At 49.0% G+C, this 22,991-nt stretch carries 15 protein-coding genes; 2 read left to right on the forward strand and 13 right to left on the reverse strand.

Going from position 1 to position 22,991, the window contains the following annotated elements; genetic code table 11:
* Nucleotides 1-1,186: 1,186 nt before the first annotated feature.
* From selA to hutC, 8 genes are all read right to left on the reverse strand, one after another.
* Nucleotides 1,187-2,608, reverse strand: coding sequence for an L-seryl-tRNA(Sec) selenium transferase (gene selA, locus GWI56_RS15350; protein WP_198573391.1), 1,422 nt, complete (start codon nt 2,606-2,608; stop codon nt 1,187-1,189).
* Between the two features lie 96 nt (nt 2,609-2,704).
* Entirely contained in the window at nt 2,705-3,610 is a 906-nt protein-coding gene (gene fdhE / locus GWI56_RS15355; protein ID WP_198573381.1) for a formate dehydrogenase accessory protein FdhE, read from the reverse strand.
* Nucleotides 3,610-4,251, reverse strand: a complete 642-nt coding sequence (locus GWI56_RS15360; protein ID WP_105250947.1) for a formate dehydrogenase subunit gamma — start codon at nt 4,249-4,251, stop codon at nt 3,610-3,612. Before GWI56_RS15360 ends, fdhE begins: the two co-directional genes overlap by 1 nt.
* Nucleotides 4,248-5,159 (reverse strand): formate dehydrogenase subunit beta, encoded by a 912-nt coding sequence (fdxH, locus tag GWI56_RS15365; RefSeq protein ID WP_277925191.1) that lies wholly within the window; start codon nt 5,157-5,159, stop codon nt 4,248-4,250. The genes GWI56_RS15360 and fdxH overlap by 4 nt, the downstream gene beginning before the upstream one ends.
* Nucleotides 5,160-5,161: 2 nt before the next feature.
* Nucleotides 5,162-8,176, reverse strand: coding sequence for a formate dehydrogenase-N subunit alpha (gene fdnG, locus GWI56_RS15370; protein WP_173496974.1), 3,015 nt, complete (start codon nt 8,174-8,176; stop codon nt 5,162-5,164).
* A gap of 675 nt (nt 8,177-8,851) precedes the next feature.
* On the reverse strand, nt 8,852-10,393 hold the full coding sequence (gene hutH / locus GWI56_RS15375; RefSeq protein WP_198573382.1) for a histidine ammonia-lyase: 1,542 nt from the start codon (nt 10,391-10,393) through the stop codon (nt 8,852-8,854).
* Nucleotides 10,394-10,445: 52 nt separating this feature from the next.
* Nucleotides 10,446-12,113 (reverse strand): urocanate hydratase, encoded by a 1,668-nt coding sequence (hutU, locus tag GWI56_RS15380; RefSeq protein WP_198573383.1) that lies wholly within the window; start codon nt 12,111-12,113, stop codon nt 10,446-10,448.
* A 155-nt stretch (nt 12,114-12,268) separates the two neighbouring features.
* Nucleotides 12,269-12,976 (reverse strand): histidine utilization repressor, encoded by a 708-nt coding sequence (gene hutC / locus GWI56_RS15385; RefSeq protein WP_011791225.1) that lies wholly within the window; start codon nt 12,974-12,976, stop codon nt 12,269-12,271.
* 173 nt (nt 12,977-13,149) lie between these two features.
* Between hutC and hutI the strand changes: the two genes are divergently transcribed.
* Complete coding sequence (gene hutI, locus GWI56_RS15390) at nt 13,150-14,376, forward strand: imidazolonepropionase (RefSeq protein WP_198573384.1); 1,227 nt, start codon at nt 13,150-13,152, stop codon at nt 14,374-14,376.
* A gap of 97 nt (nt 14,377-14,473) precedes the next feature.
* Here hutI and GWI56_RS15395 read toward each other — a convergent pair whose 3' ends face one another.
* The 4 genes from GWI56_RS15395 to GWI56_RS15410 form a co-directional block, all read right to left on the reverse strand.
* Nucleotides 14,474-15,226, reverse strand: coding sequence for a siderophore-interacting protein (locus GWI56_RS15395; protein WP_198573385.1), 753 nt, complete (start codon nt 15,224-15,226; stop codon nt 14,474-14,476).
* Nucleotides 15,219-15,779, reverse strand: a complete 561-nt coding sequence (locus GWI56_RS15400) for a MarR family winged helix-turn-helix transcriptional regulator (RefSeq protein ID WP_113941237.1) — start codon at nt 15,777-15,779, stop codon at nt 15,219-15,221. Before GWI56_RS15400 ends, GWI56_RS15395 begins: the two co-directional genes overlap by 8 nt.
* A gap of 453 nt (nt 15,780-16,232) precedes the next feature.
* Nucleotides 16,233-16,475 (reverse strand): hypothetical protein, encoded by a 243-nt coding sequence (locus GWI56_RS15405; protein ID WP_198573386.1) that lies wholly within the window; start codon nt 16,473-16,475, stop codon nt 16,233-16,235.
* A 162-nt stretch (nt 16,476-16,637) separates the two neighbouring features.
* On the reverse strand, nt 16,638-17,144 hold the full coding sequence (locus GWI56_RS15410) for an NYN domain-containing protein (RefSeq protein ID WP_198573387.1): 507 nt from the start codon (nt 17,142-17,144) through the stop codon (nt 16,638-16,640).
* 390 nt (nt 17,145-17,534) lie between these two features.
* Between GWI56_RS15410 and GWI56_RS15415 the strand changes: the two genes are divergently transcribed.
* Nucleotides 17,535-19,358 carry a glycerophosphodiester phosphodiesterase gene (locus GWI56_RS15415; RefSeq protein WP_198573388.1) on the forward strand — a complete coding sequence of 608 codons (1,824 nt, stop codon included), beginning with the start codon at nt 17,535-17,537 and terminating at the stop codon, nt 19,356-19,358.
* A gap of 816 nt (nt 19,359-20,174) precedes the next feature.
* Here GWI56_RS15415 and GWI56_RS15420 read toward each other — a convergent pair.
* On the reverse strand, nt 20,175-22,991 hold a 2,817-nt coding region (locus GWI56_RS15420), incomplete at its 5' end, for an InlB B-repeat-containing protein (RefSeq protein ID WP_198573389.1).

Here is a 22,991-nt window from a genome sequence, read left to right on the forward strand (position 1 = left end):
AGCGCCTGAGTTTGGCCGAGTAAAGCCACCACATGGGCAGGATTATCCAAGCGTGCTAATTGCAGTAATCTCGCGACTCGTTCAGGCGTACGTTTCTTACGATTAGGGACTTTCAGCGCCAACACTCGCCCCGCACCTAAAGTCTGTTTACCCCCAATGTGTCGCAGGACAATTCGATCGTCCTGACATAGGAGTAGTGGCTTTTCGAGTACTAACTCCGCCAGACAGAAGCCTTCTTCATCAGCTTCATTTAACAGGGAAACTCGACCTAAAGTATGATCGGCGCCATGGTGACAGTGGACATTTTGCCAATGCACTAATGACTCACAGCCTAAAAAATCGAAGGCTCGAATGTGCACAACGGGGCGGCTACAGAGCTCTGCTTGAGGCAAACTGCTCAGCCAATCGCCACGCTCTGGCTCCCTATGGTTATCGACACCCGTTAAATTGAGTGCTACGCGTGTACCCGTGACAGCCCTTTGGGCTTCTTGTCCCTGACAATGTATGCCTCGCACTCTGAGTTTGGCCTTTTGCCCTGAGCTAAAAAGACTATCCCCCACACATACGCTGCCGCTGATCACTGTGCCCGTCACGACACAACCCGCACCTTTCACACTAAAGGCGCGATCGAGCGTCATCCTAAAGCTGCTGGCATCCTCCGCTCGCTTTGACTCTTGCTTACCTAAATCAAGAATATGCGTCTTCAGCGCCGCCACGCCATTGGATGCTAAGTCGGCGGTTCCATTCGCCGACACTTCAAAAACACCACTGGCCTCAATGCCATACTCGGCCAGCAAAGTGAGTCCATCGGCGACAAGCTGTGCCGCCGTGCCACTATCAACTAAATCCCGCTTAGTTAGCACTAAGGTCAAACTGTGCAAAGGTAAGAGCGCAAGAATTTGCAGATGCTCACGGGTTTGCGGCATTACGCCATCGTCACAGGCCATCACCAACAGGGCGTGTCGAGCATGACTCACGCCCACCAGCATATTGTTGATAAATTTTTCGTGGCCGGGCACATCGATAAAGGCAAGGCGCGAACCATCTCGAAGTGGCATAAACGCATAGCCAAGATCGATCGTCATACCACGGCGTTTTTCCTCCGGCAGACGATCGGTATTCATCCCAGTCAAAGCGCGAATAAGCGTACTCTTGCCATGATCGACATGACCCGCAGTCACAATGATCACAACTGCACACCTAACGTACTCAACTCGGCGAGGAGTTCAGCTTCACTATCAAGACCGCGCAGATCTAACCTGAGTTGGTCCTGACTCATGCGACCTATGATAGGCCGTGCCGCCTGCTTAAATTGTTGTTCTAACAAACTTAAACTACCGCCATTGAGTACGGTAAAACACAATGCCACTGAGGGTAAAAAAGTATCTGGCTGCGAGCCACTGCCGACCTGTGTTTGGCACTCGACTAACTCAATGCGATAACAAGGTTCAAAATGTGGAACCAAAGCTTGCTGTAAGCGACGACCAATCTGCCATAACGCCTCTTGGCTACGGGCAAATTTCGCCATAATAGGCAGCTCAATGTCTAAGGTTTCAGGGTTAAGATAGTGGATCAATGTCGCTTCTAACGCCGCCAAAATCAGCTTATCGCAACGCAGGGCGCGCTTTAGTGGATGACTCTGTAACTGCTTAATCAGCGACTGTTTGCCAACGATTAAACCAGACTGAGGGCCACCCAATAGTTTGTCACCGGAAAAACTGACTAAATCAACCCCATCGGCTAACATGGCTTGGGGCGTAGGTTCTTGTTTTAGGCCAAAGCGGCGCAGATCCGTCAGTGATCCACTACCAAGATCCGAAATGAGTGATATGCCACGCTCACGGCATAACTGACCCAGCCTTGCCTCCTCCACTGCGGCAGTAAAACCACTAATATGATAATTACTGGTGTGGACCTTCATTATCGCAGCGGTATTTTCAGTAATGGCCTGCTCATAATCCTTAAGGTGAGTCCGATTGGTGCTGCCGACCTCGACTAAGGTGCAGCCCGCTTGGCGCATAATGTCAGGGATACGAAACGCGCCGCCAATTTCCACCAACTCACCACGGGAGACTATGACTTCTTTCCCCGCAGCCACCGCAGAAAGCATCAACAAAACCGCAGCGGCATTGTTATTCACGACACAACAAGCCTCGGCACCCGTTAAGCGCTGGATTAAAGCACTGATCGCATTATCCCTGTGACCACGTTCACCTGCCGCAAGCTCAAACTCCAGCGGTGTTGGGTAGCGCATAACAGAAGTCACGGCTCGAATTGCCGCTTCTGACTGTTGCGCTCGGCCAAGGTTGGTATGCAATATGGTGCCAGTGAGATTCCACACGGGTTTTAAGCTGTGGCTGTAATCGTTAGACAGTTGATCAACCAAACATCTGTGCAATTGCGCAAGCTCGCAACACCATGTCGGCAAACAGTGCTCGCGGCCGATTAAGCTGCGCGCCGCCTTTAACTGGGTATCCAGTGCGGCCTTTACTGCCGCTTTGCCGTAGGACTGCTGCAATACCACAAAACTAGGCTCTGCAAGTAGGCTATCCATTGAAGGCAAAGCTCGGTACAGAACTTGTAGTGTTTCAGGTGCTTGGGTCATCATCTGTGTCATTTTGTTTATATTATTGCCATTGGTTTATAAAAAGCAGGAAGGGATCAGCAACCCGACTCCCTCCCGCATTTGTTTAAGCTATGTGGCTTACGTGGTTTCGTGGGCCAGTAGCAGTGGGTTCAGTGTTGTTGCCCCAAAGCCCTTAGCATTTAGCTCACTGTCTAACATCAAGGTTGCGAGATCGTCTGCCGCCACATCCATAGACGGCGAGTTTTCGACGAACATCATCTTGGTATAGCCATGACATTCATCGCAGCTTTCGATCCGCACTTGAGCCTTGGCATCATCTAGTGACCAAATCGTCATCTCTTTGTCCTGACCGCAACTGGTGCAATGGGCGCGAATGTAATGCCATTCGCTCTCGCACAGACTGCAATGCAAGTAGCGCAAACCAGCTCGGGGCTGATCGACAATCACACTCGCCACTGGATGACATCCACACACGGGACACATACTCTGCTGCGCCACCTTGCACGGATCCATCCGCTTGATGACCATAGGTGCCCAATGCGACCAATAAACGCCCATCGCCGCCCAGATGAATAAACTAAAACGGGCAGGCACTTCACTGACATGCCCTTGGCGTAGTGAACGCCCCCAAGAACTCAGTTGCTCGGGCGATTGCTGCATCAGCAAACGCACTACCCGAGCTATGGATTCATCCACCTGCGGCAACAAATCACTTAACAGTTGCTGTAGCAGTCCCTGCCAATAGCTATCTGCCTCTGAGCCCAACAGGGAAAGCGGAATCGCCTCATCTTTCCCCCAAGCGAGAAGCTTACCGAAGTCAGCCTCCTGCGCTAACCTGGCCTGTATAGAGACCAAACGGCGACATAGCTCAAAGTAATCAGCCAGCGGCGAGTCCTTGGCCAATGACAGCAAACGTTGCGCCCTTCTGTGATACACAGCTTGGGGATCTGCCGCTTTTAACGGTTTAAGTTCCAGCGGCGATTCGCTGCCTTGGGCCAGAGGTATCTCGGCTGTATGACTCATTAATGTTTCTCCACGTCCGAATGTTCATCCAACATCACAGGGTGATGTTTGCGGCACCAAGCCTTAGAGACTTTGCCGTAAAGCATGCCCTTAACCGACCCTTCCACCCATGTCGCCATCCAAAAATGTACCATCACAAAAATCAACATGATGAGCGCACAAATGGCGTGCAACAGAATGGCCCAACCCACCACAGTGGCTGAGAAATAGGGCGCAAAGTAAGGCTGCCACATGATGATTCCCGTCACCGTTAAAGTGATAGATGTCAGCACGAAGGCGCGAAACAATACCTTTTGCCCAGGGTTGTAATGGCCGATAGGCGGGATTTTCTCCTCGTTCTCGAACATCACATCCTTAATGGCGAGCATCCAAGCGAGGTCGTGCTTTTCCCATTTGTTGTGTTTGTAGTAACGCACCAACATCAACATCAAAGGTAAGCACATCATCAAGCCCGCAATGGGATGAATAAACTTCGCCAATTGCGGTGTGCCCGCTATCGCCCCAAGCCATTGAAACGACGGATAGAAGAAGGAAAAGCCGGTGAGAAATGTCACTAGGCCAACCGCCACAATGAACCAATGACAGATGCGATCGAACAGCTTGTGACGCACTATCATTTCTTGCTTATCATGCTTGCTCATTTGTCGGCCCCCTCTTCCTGCTTAGCCTCTTCCTCTGGCGGTTGATAACCCGGTTGGTCTTCTTCAACTATGTTGCGACCGACGGTGATCTTATGCAGACAAGCGACGGCGGCAGTGGCAAGAATGCCCATAGTGCCTAAAGGTTTGACCCAGTCCTGCCACAGAGTGAGTGACAGTGGGATCTGCGGGTTATCAGGCATGTTGTAGCTTTCGGGCTGATTGATATCGTGTAATATCATCATCATACCAGTGCCACCTACACCCTCAGGGTTATACAGTCCTGCCTTAGCAAAGCCCTTTTCCTTCAGTTCTTCGACCCGTTTTTGCGAGTAGAACAACATGTCCTCACGGGTGCCAAAACGCAGCGCCCCTGTGGTACAGGACTTAACGCAGGAAGGTTCCAATCCCACAGCCAAACGGTCAGAGCACATAGTGCACTTGTAGGCCTTGTTATCCTTAGAATCGATTTTGGGCACATCGAAAGGACAAGCACTGGCGCAATAACCGCAGCCGATACATTTGTCCGAATCGAAGTCCACCACACCATTGGCGTGCTGGATAATCGCGCCCGAGGTCGAACAGGCCGTTAAACAGGCAGGGTCAGCACAGTGCATACAGGCCGAGTGGGTAAATTGCCAACGCAGCTTGTTGCTTTCCATCACCTCATGGAACTCCATCAGGGTCCAACATTGGCCCGATAGCGACATAGGGTTTTGGTAACTGCCTTGGAAAGTACCTACCTCTTCCCGTAAATCATTCCACTCAGAACACGCCACTTGGCAGGCTTTACAGCCATTACACTTAGTGGCGTCGAACAGCTTAGCGACCTTTTCTGACGAATTACGCCCCTTTGCCGCAGGCGTCACCGCTGAAGTACCGGAGCGGCGGATAATGTCTTGTGATGCCATAATCAGATCCCCTCCGCTTTAGTGATGTTAACCAAAAATGCTTTGAACTCAGGCACCTGTGTATTTGCATCCCCCACTTCCGTGGTGAGTACGTTACAGGAGTAACTCTTACGAGTGAGCGCATTATGGCTGCCGTGACGGGGTAACCCGACGGTATGGACTAACTGGCCATTTACCTTTAACGGCTGTAGCCGTTTAGTCACTAAGGCTTTGGTTTCAATGCTGCCGCGTTTAGAGCTGACAGTGACCCAATCCCCATTGGCGATACCTTTTTCTGCTGCCAACATTTCATCAATTTCGACGAAGGTTTCCGGCATAGAAATCGCTGCCAAACGGGCATGAGTAGACCAGAAGTTAAAGTGTTCAGTTACACAGTAAGTGGTTGCCACATAAGGGAAGTCTTTATGGGAACCTAAGGTTTCCTTCACGCCCGGTAACATACGTACCGCAGGGTTACTGGTGACCTTGTGTAACGGGTTCAACCCAATAGGCGACTCCATCGGCTCGTAGTGCTCAGGGAACGGACCTTCGGCCAATAATTTAAGGGCGAAGAAACGACCCACACCTTCGGGTTGCATGATGAAGGGGCCAGCGGATTCCTGTGGTGTTAACTTCATATTGAAGTCGCCCACATCGATACCGTGCCACTTACCGTCAACCCACTCGACGATAGTGCGTTTTGGATCCCAAGGTTTTCCGTTGATATCGCAAGAAGCGCGGTTATACAGCACACGACGGTTTGCTGGCCAAGCAAATGCCCAACCCGGAGTAACACCTTTACCGGAAGGATCATGGTTGTCACGGCGAGCCATCAAGTTGCCTTCTTCGGTCCAAGAACCCGCATAAATCCAACAGGCGCTGGCGGTACTACCATCAGCTTTCAGTTCAGCAAAACTACTGAGCTGACGTTGAGTCACGAGATCCTTACCGTTAAGCTCGCGAGCGATTTCTTCAGCGTGCGGTGAGTGAGGATTGTGGTAATTCCAGCTCATCGCGTGCACTGGCTCAGGCAGCTTACCGCCCTCTTGTTTGTACAGTTCACGCATTGCCATTAAGACGCCAGAGAGAATCTCAGCATCTGGCTTGGCTTCACCCGGCGGGTTAGCTCCCTTCCAATGCCACTGCATCCAACGGCCAGAGTTGACGATGGAACCTTCTTCCTCGGCAAAACACGTCGTAGGTAAACGGAACACTTCCGTCATGATTTCAGCGGGATTGACTTCATTGAAGCCATCGGCATTTTGCCAGAAGGTTGCAGTTTCCGTTGCCAAGGCATCCAACACCACCATGTATTTAAGATTACTCAAGGCTTTGAGTACCTTATTACGGTTTGGCATAGAGTTAATGGCGTTAACACCTTGGATAATGTAGCCATTCACTTCGCCGTGGAAAGCCATATCTAAGTGTTTAGTAAAGTCGTACTGCTTGTCCCATTTCGGCAACCAGTCATAACCAAAGTCATTTTCAACCGTGGCGTTATCGCCCCAAAAACTCTTCATTTGCGAAACAAAGAATTTAGGGTAATTTTGCCAATAGTTGGTTTGACCCGGACGCAGAGCGACAGGGGTATAGTTGTGGAGATAGGTTTTAAGATTAATGTCTTTTTCGTTCGGTAACTTGAGGTAACCGGGCAAGCTTTGACACAATAAACCCATATCGGTCGCGCCTTGCACGTTCGAGTGTCCGCGCAGAGCGTTAACACCACCGCCCAACACCCCAATGTTACCCAGCAGCAACTGCACCATAGCCATAGAGCGAATGTTCTGCGCCCCTTTACTGTGGTGAGTCCAACCTAAGGCATACATAAAGGTCGCGGCTCTATCGTGGGTATGAGTGCTACCAATTTGTTGGCAAACGATCTCATAGTCCGCAATCGGCGTACCGGTAATATTGCTTACTGTTTCAAAGTCATAGCGTTCTACATGTTGCTTCATTAAGTTCCACACACAGCGTGGATGTTCGAAGCTAGGATCGATTTTCGCGTAACCCTGTTCGTCTAACTCGTAGTACCAAGACTCTTTATTGTAGCTATCTGTTTCTTCATCGAAACCACTGAACAGACCTTCACTAAAAGAGAAGTCTTCGCGCACTATGTAACTGGCATTGGTATAAGCCTTCACATAGTCGTAGTTCACTTGTTTAGTTTCAATAAGATAGCGGATCACCCCGAGCAGGAAGGCGATATCTGTGCCCGAGCGGATCGGCGCATAGTAATCGGCTACAGCGGCGCTACGGGTGAAGCGAGGATCGACCACCAAAAGTTTAGCGTTGTTATGTTGCATAGCTTCTGTAACCCAGCCGAATCCGACAGGGTGAGCCTCTGCAGCATTACCGCCCATAATAATGATCAAATTAGAGTTTTTAATATCGATCCAGTGGTTGGTCATGGCACCACGTCCAAATGTCGGAGCAAGACTTGCTACCGTTGGAGAGTGTCAGTTACGCGCAATAGTATCGATTGCAACTAGGCCCAGTGCCCGTGCAAATTTCTGGGTGATATAGCCGCCTTCATTCGGCATCGCCGACGAGGTCATCATCCCAGTGCTAAGCCAACGGTTAACCGTCATCCCAGCAGAATTCTTTTCAATCAAGTTAGCATCACGGTCATTCTTCATCAGACGGGCGATGCGTTGGTAAGCTTCAGTCCAGCTGATACGAGTCCATTCATTACTGCCTGGCGCACGGTACTCAGGATATTTAAGACGATTAGGGCTGTTCACATAATCCACTAGACCAGCACCCTTAGGACACAAGGCCCCGCGGTTGACTGGATGGTCTGCATCCCCTTCGATATGGAAAATACTTTGTTCGGCGTTTTTGCCGTTACTTCCTTTGCTGTACATCAGCAATCCGCAACCCACTGAGCAATAGCAGCAGTTATTGCGGGTTTCTTTCGCGCTAATGAGTTTGAATTCTCGAACGGCCGCATAGGCCTTTTCGGACATCAATCCCAACGCTGAAATTGCTGAGGTGGCAGCTCCGGCAGCACACAGTCTAAAAAACTGGCGTCTGTTCATTGCGTCCTCTCACACTCTTGTCGTTATGAGTCTAGTGGTTGCTGTGGTAAAAATGGCAACCGATTGAGTGAGTCCTACTAAAGACCACACTTAATTTAAGATTATCCCCAAAGAAGAAATAGATAACAAATAATGACATGAGATCAAGATCTCAAATAAACAACCACAGAACTTAACTCCAAAAAACACTAAAAACAAAGTATCAAAGACTACTTATCAAGGATAAAAGCACAAAAATAGGAATTAAAAACCAATAAACCGCAAAAGACAATTTGTCCAACATGACATACCCATATTGTCCCACACTATAGGGTTATGGTTATTAAAAATGATTATATGCATTCAAATATGCATAATGATGGCGGATAAAAACACAAAGGTAACGGTTTCTAGATGGATAGACAGCCACAAAAACTGACAATGTAAAGATTAGGGTAAAAAGTGCAGAGTCTGCGGTGTTAAACACACCAAAATGGCAAAGACAAAGATCGAGGAAAAGCAGATAAAAACCAAAGAAAAAGGCACAAGCAATCTGCCTGCACCTTAAATTTTGCCTTTTAACGCTTATTTTTAGCACATTGAGGCGCAAAATCTGGGCGCGATAACAAAAGCGCCTCAGTGCAGCCTATTCTCGCAAAGTAAACACCTGTTCAGCCATTAAACTAAAACAAACGCCTAAAAGCTGGCTAGCGTTCCTGCTGGCAGATAAGTGTTAAAGCTCGCTGTATACAACAAATCTGTCGCGGCTTCGATATCTGGCGCGAAGTATCTGTCTTTATCGTAATAAGCGACGACTTCACGTAATTCGGCTTTAGCCTTAGCTACTGCGACACTTGGGGCTAAAGGAGCGCGGAAATCTAAACCCTGCGCCGCCGCTAACAATTCAATTGCCAGTACACCACGGGTATTTTCGCTCATATCGCGCAAGCGGCGCGCCGCAAAGGTCGCCATAGAAACATGGTCTTCTTGGTTTGCCGATGTTGGCAAGCTGTCAACTGATGCCGGATGAGCGTAGGTCTTGTTCTCAGACGCCAATGCCGCCGCCGTCACTTGGGCGATCATAAAGCCCGAGTTCACCCCGCCGTTTTTTACCAAAAATGGCGGCAGTTTAGATAGGCTAGAATCGATCAATAACGCAATACGACGCTCGGCAATGGAGCCCAGTTCAGCAATCGCAATCGCCAGATTATCCGCCGCCATAGCCACGGGTTCGGCGTGGAAGTTACCGCCAGAAATGATATCGCCTGTATCTTGGAACACCAGTGGGTTATCGGTTACGCCATTAGCCTCTGTGCCTAACACATCGGCCGCGTGACGAATTTGGGTCAAGCAAGCACCCAGCACCTGTGGCTGACAGCGCAGTGAGTAAGGATCTTGCACCTTTTCACAATTAGCGTGACTTAGGCTTATCTCAGACTCTTCACCCAGTAGATGACGGAAGACCATGGCCGAATCGATTTGACCTTTCTGACCACGCGCCGCATGGATGCGAGGATCAAACGGGCTACGGCTGCCCATAGCCGCTTCGACACTCATAGCACCGATCACAGAACTTGCTGCGAACAAGTCTTCAGCGTGGAATAACCCTTCCAGCGCCAGCGCAGTCGACGCTTGCGTGCCGTTAAGCAAAGCGAGTCCTTCTTTGGCCGCTAAATCGATTGGCTTAAGGCCAGCGATTTCTAAACCTTCGGCGGCAGAAATTAACTCGCCTCGATAGCTCATTTCGCCTTCACCCAGCATAGGCAAACACATGTGCGCCAGTGGCGCTAAGTCACCCGAGGCGCCGACTGAACCTTTTTCTGGCACGCAGGGATAAACTTCGGCGTTCACTAAACTAATTAAGAAGTTAATCACTTCTAAACGAATGCCTGAAAAACCACGACTTAATGAGTTGATTTTTAACACCATCATCAAGCGCACTGTGGCATCTTGCATGTATTGCCCCGTGCCAGCGGCATGTGACAACACGATAGAACGTTGCAGCAATTGCAGATCTTCGGGCGCTATCTTGGTATTGGCCAACAAGCCAAAGCCCGTGTTGATGCCATAAACGGTACGGCCTTCATCCAACACTTTTTGCACGATTTGCGCACTGGTGTTGATATCAGTAATCGCCTCTGGTGCGAGTTCCAGTGTCAACTTATGACGGCTGATTTCGCGCAATTGCGCTAGGCTCAAGTTGCCCGGCGTTAACACTAAGTGATTCACAGATTTCATATTTTTAGCTCCAAGCTTTTAGTTATTATTGTTATTGAGTCGTTAGCATCGGCTAGTCTTGCATAGGTAAATCGAGGCCCTGCTCCTTGGCGCAGTTTTTCGCAATCTCGTAGCCCGCATCGGCATGACGCATCACGCCTGTCGCAGGGTCATTCCACAGCACACGGCCAACCCGTTTTGCCGCCGCATCTGTGCCGTCACACACAATCACCACACCCGAATGTTGGCTAAAGCCCATACCGACGCCGCCGCCGTGGTGCAGCGACACCCAAGTTGCACCGCTAGCGGTGTTGAGTAGCGCGTTCAATAATGGCCAATCGGATACCGCATCTGAGCCGTCCAGCATAGATTCGGTTTCGCGGTTCGGGCTGGCCACAGAGCCAGAATCTAAGTGATCACGGCCAATTACCACGGGCGCCGACAACTCGCCGCTTTTGACCATTTCGTTGAAAGCTAACGCCAAGCGAGCGCGATCTTTTAAGCCAACCCAGCAAATACGCGCTGGCAGACCTTGGAAGGCGATACGCTCGCGCGCCATGTCTAACCAATTGTGCAGGTGTGGATTATCTGGGATCAGTTCTTTGACTTTAGCGTCGGTTTTGTAGATATCTTCGGGATCGCCAGATAACGCCACCCAGCGGAACGGACCTATGCCTTCACAGAACAGTGGGCGAATATAAGCAGGTACAAAACCTGGGAAATCAAAGGCATTTTCAACGCCCATTTCAAACGCCATTTGGCGAATGTTGTTACCGTAATCGAGCGTGGCTGCACCCGCGGTTTGCAGGTCGAGCATGGCTTGTACTTGCACTGCCATCGAAGCTTTCGCCGCTTTCACTACGCCCGCTTCGTCGGTTTTACGCATGGCCGCAGCCTCAGCCATAGTCCACCCCTGCGGCAGATAACCGTTTAATGGATCATGGGCAGAGGTTTGGTCGGTCACGACATCTGGGGTAACGCCGCGTTTAACTAATTCAGCAAACACATCGGCGGCGTTCGCTAATAAGCCCACTGATACTGGCTTGCCAGCTTGGTTCGCTGCTTCAATCATGGCTAATGCTTCATCGAGCGAAGTGGCTTTTTTGTCAACATAGCGAGTGCGCAGACGGAAATCGATGCGGGTTTCGTCGACTTCACAGGCTAACACTGAGAAGCCAGCCATAGTGCCTGCCAGCGTTTGTGCGCCGCCCATGCCGCCTAACCCGCCAGTGAGGATCCATTTACCTTTAGAGATACCCTCAAAGTGCTGTTTTGCGACCGACACAAAGGTCTCGTAAGTGCCTTGGACTATGCCTTGAGTGCCGATATAGATCCAAGAACCCGCCGTCATCTGGCCGTACATGGCCAAACCTAGCTTGTCTAACTCGTTGAAATGCTCCCAGTTCGCCCAGTGTGGCACTAGGTTTGAGTTAGCAATCAGCACGCGCGGTGCATCCGCATGGGTGCGAAATACGCCCACAGGTTTGCCCGATTGCACTAATAAGGTTTCGTCGTCTTCGAGGCGTTGTAAAACTTCGATAATTTTGTCGTAACAGTCCCAATCGCGGGCGGCGCGGCCGATACCACCATAGACGACTAAGTCTTCTGGGCGCTCGGCGACATCGGGATGTAAGTTGTTCATTAACATACGCATTGGCGCTTCTGTGAGCCAACTCTTACAGCTTAATTGTGTGCCATGCGGTGCAATAATACGGCGGCTTGGGTCGTGGCGCTTATCCATTGAATTTTCCTCTTTCAACCTGTGGTGCTAACTCGTATTCGCTAAGTCGCTAATACGGGTTAGCACTATTGTTTTTATTGTGTTTTTATCTTTTAACTTATAAGGGTGCAGCTATTTAAGTCACTGATTTACATCTGTTAATCACGCCACTGGCGTTACTTGCTAAAGGTTAAGTGGCCGCCGAGTTTAAAGCGGCTACCTGGGTGAACTAATTTTGCGAAACTCACGACGCCTTGGCGTGACCAAGTGCGGCGTAAAATCTGTAGACAGGGCTCAGTGGCGGGGATTTCGAGCCTTTGCTGTAATTCTTCACTGGCGATAATCGCTTCAATCGTGTGATGCGCCTCGGTCAGCGGTGCCACTTGGGACAAATATTCGTGGGGTGTCTGCTGGGTAAAATCCTGCAATAAATAATCGGGTACCAGCTCAGGATTCACATAACGCTCTTCAACTTGCAACGGTAAGCCCTGCTCGCAATGCACTAAGATCGAATGGAAGACTGTCGCACCGTGCTCAAGCCCAAGGGAAATTGCGATACTCGTACTCGCCACGACTTGTTCTAACACCCATTGCTGCACGCTATAGCCGTGGCCGCGGTCTTTTATCTCATCGGCAATATTGCGGATCGCCAACATAGACGACTGGGATTTACACCCAGCGACGAAGGTGCCTAGCCCTTGAGAACGCTCAAGCACACCGCTATCCGTCAGCTCGGTTAGCGCACGTCGCGCCGTCATTCGGCTGCAGGTAAACAAATCGGCAAGCTGATTCTCAGAAGGCACGCGAGCATGCTCTTCCCACTCACCCGACTCGATAGAGGAGATAATGTATTGCTTAATTTCTGCAAACTTAGGTGTAGCCAAAACATTTCCTCAATATAAAGCGCTAGAATCTAGATGCTATTCACTCTTTCAAACGTTCAAAATTGCGGCTACAATCCTAGCTTGTATATACAAGTAAATACAAGCCAGCTCACATAAATTTAATAAACCGTTAATCACTTGGTTAACATCTGCCAGCACAGCGAGGGGAATACATGTCTTGGGATCAGGTTTGGATAGACGTTAACTTAGCCACAATGGACCCTTCCGTATCAGCACCTTATGGTGCGATCACCAACGCGGCCATCGCAGTAAAAGATGGCAAAATTGCTTGGCTTGGCCCCCGCAGCGAACTGCCCGCCTTCGATGTTTTGTCAATTCCCGTTTACAGGGGCAAAGGCGGTTGGATCACCCCAGGATTAATTGACGCCCACACCCACTTAATCTTTGCCGGTAATCGCGCCAATGAATTTGAGTTACGCCTACAGGGCGCCAGTTACGAAGAAATTGCTCGTGCAGGTGGCGGCATTATTTCGACCGTTAAGGCCTGCCGCGAAGCGGATGAAGCAGAATTATTTGAACTCGGCCGCCAGCGCTTAAACGCGCTAGCCAAAGAAGGAGTGACTACGGTTGAGATCAAATCGGGTTACGGCTTAGATACTGAAACTGAATTGAAAATCCTGCGTGTCGCCCGCGAGCTCGGCAAACATCACCACGTAGATGTGAAGACCACATTCCTTGGCGCCCATGCGATTCCGCCAGAATATAAAGACAATAGCGACGGCTATGTCGACTTAATTATCAATAAGATGCTACCCGCAGTGATCGCCGAAAATCTTGCCGATGCAGTGGATGTGTTCTGCGAGAATATCGCCTTTAACCTTGAGCAAACCGAACGGGTGCTCAACGCAGCCAAAGCGGCGGGCTTAGAGATTAAGCTCCATGCCGAGCAGTTAACCAATATGGGCGGCAGCGCACTGGCCGCACATCTTGGTGCTAAGTCTGTGGATCATATCGAATATTTAGATGAGGCAGGCGTAAAAGCCTTAAGTGAAAGCGGCACCTGCGCCGTACTGCTGCCCGGCGCGTTTTACTTTTTGCGGGAAACCCAAAAACCACCTATCGATTTATTGCGCCAATACGGCGTACCTATGGTGCTCGCCAGCGATTTCAACCCAGGCTCATCCCCCATTTGCTCAACCCTGTTGATGCTGAATATGGGCTGCACCTTGTTCCGCTTAACGCCAGAAGAAGCCCTAACAGGACTCACCTTAAATGCCGCCAAAGCACTAGGAATTGAAGACACTGTTGGCAGTTTAGTCGTTGGCAAACAAGCCGATTTTTGTCTGTGGGATATCGCCACGCCTGCGCAGTTGGCCTACAGCTATGGCGTCAATCCCTGCAAAGATGTGGTGAAGAATGGCAAGCTAGTTCACCAGTAGCCTAAATGCATCAATAATAGGTGCATCAGCAGCAAAAACGGCATAAGCGAAAGGTTAGATAAGGTCGCTAAATCAAACTTGGCGACCTTATCTTGATTTAAACACTGGCCCCATTTTCTAACTGTTCATCTTCTTGTTTTACCAGCTTATGCTCGCCCTCATTACAACCAATTTTCCAATAGCTCGATGTGTAAAAATGGCTCTTGGGCAGTGAATGCGCTTGCTTAAAGTGTCTTCTTAGCGCGCGCATGCTGTTAAATTCACAGGCAATCCACACGGCTGGCTCGCCAGCAAGCCAAGGTAATTGGGCAATTCGCTCGACCAAAGGGCGACCTTCGGGATCGGCTTCAGGATTGATCACCCAATACAGCTCGACGCGTTCAGGATGCACTAAAGGTTGAATATCTGCTTCACTTAGCACTTCTACCACAGCGTAACCTACTGCATTGTTTGGCAATTTTTCCAGATTCACGCTAATTGCGGGTAAGGCTGTCATATCACCTGCGAGTAAAAACCAATCCGCCTCAAAGTTGATCAGTTTTTTAAGTCCGGGTCCGCCAATTTGAATGAGTTCGCCCACCTGCACCGTTTTCGCCCAACTCGATGCGGGGCCGTCAGTATCGTGCAGCACAAAATCCACATCGATTTCATCATCGCGTTGCTGGCGGATAGTGTAAGTTCGCATTAATGGACGCTCACCCGCTTGTGGGAATAACAACTTGATATAGGCACTCTCTTGATCGACAGGAAATCCAGCCAATCCCGCACCGCCTAAGGTGATGCGTAACATATGCGGAGTGATATAAGTCGAGCGGATCACTTCTAGCTCACGTGGTGCAGGTTTATTCATTATGATTTTCTCCTATTGCGTTTTCTGCCGTTAAGCGCAACTCAATGGCTCCTTTTCCAGCCGTATCTTTTGGCTTACTAGATGGTCTTTTTTGAGTAAGGCAATCAGTTTCACTTTTGGCGGCAGCAGCATCATCCACACTTTTACTGATCCTATTGGCAAGTTTAATAAAAGTATCAACTTCGTCTGAACTGAGCGCCTGCGTCATGCGCGCCACGGTTTTACGTTCTGAGGCATTGATCTGAGTCATGATCTTTTCCCCCTCAGCCGTGGGTCGCAGCAACTGGCTGCGGCCATCCTTAGGGTTATCGATTTTAGTGATCAACCCACTCTGCTGTAGCTCATTAAGAACACGGGTAATTTGTGCTTTATCCCGCTGCATACGCAGGGCGATAGACTGGGCCGTTGATTCAGGATTACGACAAACCCCCTTCAAGGCACGGATATGAGTGACAGGTAAATCAATCTCTTGTGCAGCAATATCACTACGCAATTGCTTTTTGTAGGCATGCACTAATCTGTGCAAAGTTTCACTGAGTGACAATGACGACATAGAAGGCTCTCGATATAGCTGACTGTATCAACAATATCGAGATTGATTGATTGTGTCAACTAAGTAGCCCTGTACTGAGTGTGCGGCAATGTGCAAATAATCAGAAAATGATTAAGCACTAGCTTTCCAGTGACGCGCCATAAACTCATCCTTGAGGGCTCGACCGTGACATCCCTGTCACAAACGGTGACTTAGATGCCAGTGCTTAATCTCATCAACTCCCGCGCATATTGACGATCTAGTTTAGCCATTAGCCTTATGCAATTTGAGTTACAGGAAACTGCGCCGCCATCACAAACTCGTTATGTTGATAATGTGGCGTCATCAAAGTTACTTGAATCCGTTCTTAAGGAATTTGATTCATTTTAGGGTAAAAAAATGCGTTCTAATAGCAAATGTAGAGCCCAATGGCGGGTTTTAGCGGTGTGATGAGTCAGTCTGGTACAGAGTGAATCAGTTACTTTTTTTTCGGTATTCAACATAAGCTCTTGCATGTATTAAAACATCCAAAGCAGTTTCTTCAAAGTCTAATAAATTACTTGGGATATCGCTTAAAACAGGTAATCCCTCTGGACTAGGTTTTACCTCGTCTAACCATTTCCATCTTTTTGCAGGACTAGGAATGACTTCTTCTAAAACATGTAAAATATCATTAACAATGGCTGGTTGACCAAACCATGAAATAGGCCTATTCACAGATTTTTTTAACCCAGTAATTGAACGAGGTAACAGTGAAAGACTCAATTCATCAGTAGTAATATGAGTCCTCGTCCAATCAGCAAGCTCGGCTAAATCTGCATTTGGACTTCTTTCTAATTTTCGAGTTGGGATAATCAGACCAATTTTAGCTGTTGTTACTTACTTTAGTTTACGTAATGCGGGGACGATATCGGTATCATTCGTTACAAAAACAATGTGTTCAAGTTCAGGATCGAGTATTGCATCTACAACTGAATCCAATGCTAAATTAACATCACTCTGTTTTTCTTCTAACTTCCAAATATTCGCACGCTGGCAATTTCTCGGCCAGACATTAGGATTATTAGAATCAATCAAATAAGCAGAAACTTGATCTATCGAATAATATCCTTCGATAATCTCAACACTCTTATCAGAATAGGCCATGCGCAATGCTCTATGATAAGCATCTTGATCAGCGACAGAATCATGGGCTCGCCCAGCTTTCTCTAAAATTTTCGCAGTATAAAACTTAATCGAAATAGGATCTACTGTGTATGGAAACGGAACGGAACTGGGGAGAATATAGGTAAGGAATAATTTTTTTAAATCTAACCATTTATAGCTAGTATTTCTTAAACAACCGTAATACAAGTTATATCCATCGACATAAACCCTTGTTTTCAAACTAGTATATTCCTTTAGATATGAAAAAACCGGCTTTCGCCGGCTTTATCTCCCAACCATCAGGGGTCGCAATGCCACGCGTGACAGAAGGGTTAGTTGTTGCCTACATTATCGACACTATTGACATGCATGTCAACTATGCAACGCCCCACTGAAGAGTTGCCACCTTAGAATCTGGTTGGCCAAGAGATATTCAACGCTTTGAGTAGCCACTCAGCAGAACTGTTAATCATTGTCGAATGTAATCCGGTACCCATAGGTCTTCTGTAAAATCATTGAGAAGAAGACTTTAACGAACTACCCACACCTAAAACATTGCACGAATGACTAACCGTCAACCAGAAACGCTGCTAAATTACAGTCCTAAACTCGCACGATTAAGGAAGCTGCATGCTCAATCCTGAACACAGTTACTGGCATGACACGCTTAAAGCCATTCGTCGCTGCGGTAGAAAACTCATTGAATTTGAACTGTTATTCACCTTAGTGTCGGCGGGTATTGTCGTCCCGTCTTTTGGCTGGCTACTGCGCCATCTGATTGCCAAAACGGGCAATGTCACCATTACCAATTACGACTTAATCGCCTTTGCCATGTCTCCCTATGGCTTGCTGTTTATGGTCATTACTCTATTCAGCAGCTTTACCGTGTTTTTTACCCAACGTGCTGGAGTCACTATTCTCGCAGCATCTGGCTTATACGATATTCCCATTGGCCCAGTGCGGGCGCTGATTTTCGCGACAGCGCGCTTACCCGTATTTATTCGCCTTGGTAGCATTTATGCAGCTTGCTTACTGCTGCTCAGCGTACCTTTTATCGGGTTAGGATATCTGATTTTCAGCGTGTTTCTACAGGGACACGACATCAATTACTACTTGTATTTCAAGCCTATAGACTGGTACCTCGCCTTAACGAGTATGGCGTTCTTAGCGATAATATATGTCCTTGTTGCCTTATATCTGTGGGCCAAAGCGGCCTTTTCACTGACGATTATTGTCAGTGAAACGACCGATGCTTTGACGGCACTCAAACGCAGCTGGCAATTAAGCGCAGGCAATGAACGCCCGATTATGTGGCACGCTGCGGGTTGGTGGTTGAGGATAGGTGCTTTGGTGTATCCCTTAATACTGCTGATCTCCTGGGGAGCCGATACTTTACTCGATAGGGTTACGCTGACACTTTCGGCAGAATTAGCCATATTGGCCCTCGTCTCTGCACTGATTTTTATGCTCAGCGCGGCATGGTCCTTACTCGGAATGTTTGGGGAAGCCTTTATCATATTGCTGTTATACCGCCAACTGGGAGAAAAACCCGCAGGGCTAGAACGCCTTGGGCGACAAACGGTAAAAAGAACGTCTGAACTGTCGCTTTATACAATAAGTGGGGTGTTGGTCGGCACTTTTTTAATCATGTTGGGATTAGGGGTATATGCCCTCATTAGTGAACCACAAAGGGATGAAATCCTGATTACTGCCCACCGTGCTGGCGCTGCTAGGGCACCAGAAAATACCCTTGCGGCTTTGCGTTTAGCGATTGCAGAAAAGGCGGATTATGCCGAAATCGATGTGCAAACGGCATCCGATGGCACCTTAATGGTATTGCACGATGCTGATTTGATGCGCATAGCGGGCGATCCCAGACGAGTTGCCAACCTCAGTGCGAGTGAAATGCAACAACTTGATGCGGGGAGTTGGCACAGCGCCGCCTTTGTAGGGGAATCCGTACCAACACTACTAGAGATGCTTAATGAGGCACGCAACAAAATCGGTTTGAACATTGAGCTTAAATATAATCAAGCCGATCCCAGCTTAGCGCAGGCCGTCGTCGCCTTATTGCAACAAGAGAAAATGACACAACAAGTGGTCATTACATCACTCGAAGCAAGAGCCATTGAAGAAGTGCAACGACTCGACCCTTCCATTCACACTGGCCTTATCGTCACTCAATCCATTGGCGATCCCATTAAGGCGAATACACAATTCTTAGCGGTCAATCAATCGATTACTAACGAAAAATTTATCGCCCGTGCACACAAAGGAGGTAAGCAAGTGCATGTATGGACAGTAAATAATCCACGGCAAATGCTGCGCATGTTGGCGCTGGGAGCCGATGTGCTCATTACCGACTATCCGCAGGAAGCCGTGGAAATCCGAGAACAGTGGCTCGCATTATCCCCTGTTGAACAAACGGCACTGCGCTTACGCTATGTTCTGTAAATTCTGCTTATTTACTAGGCCTCGCCTCGAAGCGCTTAGCTCTGCGTTGGAGCAACCAAAAGAGGCTTAACACCCCAGATGAAGCGGCTAAAGTGGTCAGCGTTAGAGCAAGAAATCCGGCCACCCAAGTTAAAACAACATCATTCACTCGGAGTTTAGATTCAAGCAACGACCAGTCATTAAGTCGCGAATAAACCGACAAGGTATAGTTCAAGTGGATGATGGCTAAATAGTGCTATTTAACTGAAAAATAGTGATTTTTAGCCATAGTCACCTAGCCCATTGTTTGGTTGACTGTGTAAAAAGGTAAAGCCAATGACTAAGTTTGAAGTCAGCCACTTTGAGGTACTGGCAACAAAGCGCAAAGTGTCGTCGTCACTTTTCTAAGTGTTCGCAATGATTATCTGAATTCTGGGGTAAATTCTTGCAAGGTTTCAACATGGCCATGAAACAACTTGCCAAGCTCAGCGATGGTCATAGTTTTTAGCCGAAAAAGCATCATTACCCCATACCCCTTATCTACAAAAGAGTGCACGCCAAATGACACGACTGCAGTAATGATAGAAATGGGGGATATTAAATAAGCAGTTCGACACTCATCTGAGTTCTTCTTGGGCGCGGCATAGCAAGTCCTCCACATCAAGACTTTTGTTGAGTCGAGGATCCTAAATAATGCGATTTAAGCTGAGTAGCTCGATTTTCGGCGCGGACACAGTCAGATAACTGCGCACACATAAAAAACCCCGCAACAAAGGCGGGGTCAACAATAGAAAGCTGCCAGCGACTAAAACTGTAATTTGCCAGCAGTTAACAAGATCAAAAATGCCACTGAATACCGACAGCGGTCAGATTACTGACTTGTGGTGATGTCTGATAGCTACCATAACTAAGCTGAACGGACCATTGTTCTGACAAGGTCCAGCTTAGACCCGCGGTGTAGGCAGCTTGCCAATTTTGCTGCGAGCGTGATTCAGCAGCAGTATCAAATAACTGCTGCCGCTGCATTAAATACCAGCCACCAGCAGTGCCAAACACGGACACCGGGCCAGCCAGAGGATAAGACAAGCGCACCGCCAATGTTGGACCATAACCTGAACCGCTGACCAGTCGTGCAACATCAGGCAACTCAGTCTGTTGCAACACACCAGGCAGGCGCACCGTTAACTCACCAGCATCCAACCAACCGCCTTCCAGCGCCAGGTATGTATTTAACTGATAGCCCCCATGCAGTTGCCAGGCCAGCCGCTGCTCCTGCTCCGCGCTGAATTGCTGACCTTGTAACTGAAAACGGCTGTCGGTATCCATCTGACCAACAGTCGCACGCAGATACATCTTATCCAGCGCCATGGGCTCTGCGACCACAGGTGCAGAACCCGCCACTAGCAACAGCAGTCCTACCCGACGCCGCAGCACCAATGCCAACAAACCGACCAAAGACCACCAGCCGGTGCTGCCACCCGCAGTGTTATAGACTTTATCGGTCCGTACTACCTGCGCCAGTACTCCGGGATCAACAATGACACCATTGGCTTTACCATCAGCATCATTTGGACCGCCATCTTCAATAATTAACCGCACACATTCATCCTTCGCAGTTAAACCCGGTGTCCACACCACATCTGACACCAACGGACAACGGCCTTCACTATTTTTGCCTGCACTAAACAACTGATTACGGCTGTTTTGCACAAAATCAAACCAGCGGCCATTGTGATGTTTACGCCAGACACTTTCAGTATTGATCTGACGGCCTTGCGGCAACGGGATCACAACAGGCACACTTTCACCCTGATTATTCAGGTTTCGGATCTCAAAATCGACCAACTGGCTTTGTTGCTGGTAGCCTTGATCAGGTAAAGCGCCGTCATTCAACGCCACGCCAAACTGGCCACTGGCCCAGGAACTGGCCTCACTTTGTTGACCCAGCGTCAGTTGATATTGCGCCGGAATTTCCAAATAACTAACGCCTGCTTCGGCCGGGGTACAGCTACTGACTCGGCCATTCTGGTCCTGTTCAACTTTTGGACAAAGCGGTAACCGGCCAGGCTGGGCAGTGAATAAATTCGCTGCCGCTGGCAAACCGCTCTGGTCAAGCTCGCTGCCACAATGATCATGCGCGCAACCAGCCACCACCAACAACACCAGATCCGTTTCCAGAGTTTGATTATTGTCAGTCGCTTGCAGCTTAAACTGATAACGGCCTTGTAACTTGGCAGGATCCAGCATCACCACATCAGCTTCCACCACAGCAGCGGCAGCTAACTCGCCTAACTCCCAGCGATAATCCAGCACTTTGTCGTGACTATTGCCTGCCTGCAACCTGATCAAACCAGCTTCCTGCCGGACGGCATAACCAGATAAACCGTCCTGTTCTATGCTGACCTGCAACGCAGCAGTACTGGCCATAGCGCCAGTCTGCAGTTGATGGATCGCCGGTGTGCCCAAAACCGCATTGCCTGAACTGACTGCGGTCAGCTTGATCGTGGCATTATTACTGGTTTGCTCCGATAACTGATAACTGCGACGCCGCTCGTCCTGCAGATCAATCAACAACTTCTCCTCGCTAAGCTGAACGCCTTCAGCGCTAAACTCTACCGTCACCGGATAGCTGATCGCTTCATCACTGAGCCAAATACTGATTTTGGCTGCCGTTTGCTGTGCAACCTGTTGTGAGGCGGCAGTAAAAGCAACAAATGGATGCACTTCCAGCGTCAGTATCTGAATTTGCTGGCTTTGTTCATCCTGCAACTGCAACTGATAACGACCGGTTTGCTGACTGCTAAAGATAAATTCAGTGGCGGAAACCGCCTTGAAGAGAGTGCTGACTTGTTCTGGCGATAGCTGCTGCAGCTGGTTCGCTCGCAACACCTCACCACCCAACCAGCGGAACTGGCCACTGCCACCGCTGACAGTTACCGCAACAGACTGATTGGCAGTGACCAGATTCGTCTGGACGGCTGCTTGCACCGCAAAAGCAGCGAAACTTTGCAATTCGACCATACAATCTGCCGTAATGGCGGCGGTGTGGATGGTTTGTTGTCGCAGCACAGCACCGCAACCACGCACTTGCAGATAAAGCGCCGGATCGGTTTGCGTCAGACTAAACACCGCAGATTGGCCATGGGGAATTGCTTGTTGCGCTGGGCTGATCGTCACCCCTGCGACCGTATTGACACTGACCTGATACAGACGCTCTTTGTACAGGGCATTTACCGTTAAGGCGGCAGTGACTTTGCTAAAGTCCGCATCCCAGCCAGTGAAGGTATAACCTTCCCGCTCTGGTGCCGTTGGTGCAGTCGCTGCTTGGCCATGAGTGATTTGCTGAGTCGCAATCTGCTTGCCATCGGCATCAACAAAGCTTACGACATACACATTCTGACTGTATTGCGCTGTCACTGTTAAAGCTGAAGTGATATTAGCAAAACTGACATCCCAACCGGTGAAGGTATACCCTTCCCGCGCTGGCACAGCTGGCGCTGTTGCCGACTGACCATGAGTAATTTGCTGGGTCGATAACGACTGACCTTCGGCATCGACAAAGCTTACGACATACACATTCTGACTGTATTGCGCTGTCACTGTTAAAGCTGAAGTGATATTAGCAAAACTGACATCCCAACCGGTGAAGGTATA

This window comes from Shewanella sp. DW31, from assembly GCF_015767295.1.
Lineage (GTDB): Bacteria > Pseudomonadota > Gammaproteobacteria > Enterobacterales > Shewanellaceae > Shewanella > Shewanella oncorhynchi.